Annotated in this window: 1 protein-coding gene; it reads right to left on the reverse strand. The window is 35.6% G+C overall.

Annotation, left to right across the window (positions count from 1 at the left end; all coding sequences use genetic code 11):
- Positions 1–162: 162 nt before the first annotated feature.
- The coding region (locus tag Q5762_RS37020) for a hypothetical protein (protein WP_315896704.1) at positions 163–528 on the reverse strand (366 nt) is incomplete at its 5' end.

Here is a 528-nt window from a genome sequence, read left to right on the forward strand (position 1 = left end):
TTTCATTTTTATCGCCTTGCAATACAACAAAAAAAATGACCTTATTGCCCCACGCCTGGGAAATATTCTGACACGATATAAGTAAATTGTCTTTATATTGAAGCCAATCCTTTTTTGTTAAACAGATACCAACTAGCAAATCAACTCCCACATTGATCTGGTTCATTTTTCATCCTTTCTTAACCAATTTTTTATACTATGGTATGGCAAAGCCATTATTCCTCTACGACTAAGCATTAACTTTTGAGTAAACGATAAATCAGATCGCCATACTGCATAAAGTCTTTCTTGCCACATACGAGCTTTGTTAGATGCTTGTGAACTGACACCGGTTGTATCAAAATTAGCAATACAAAGGTCAAGTGCTTTGGGTTTAAGGCGCGGCCATACAGACAGAAGATGCGCATAATCTGCACAAAATCGATAACGGATGTCATATCCATGCTCTAGTAAAGAACGATGATAAATCATACTTTGATGGTTTATCATATAAGCGTTTAAAAATGGCAATGTACATACTTGTTTTTG

This window comes from Streptomyces sp. P9(2023) (assembly GCF_032436795.1).
In the GTDB taxonomy this organism is placed as follows: Bacteria; Actinomycetota; Actinomycetes; order Streptomycetales; family Streptomycetaceae; genus Streptomyces.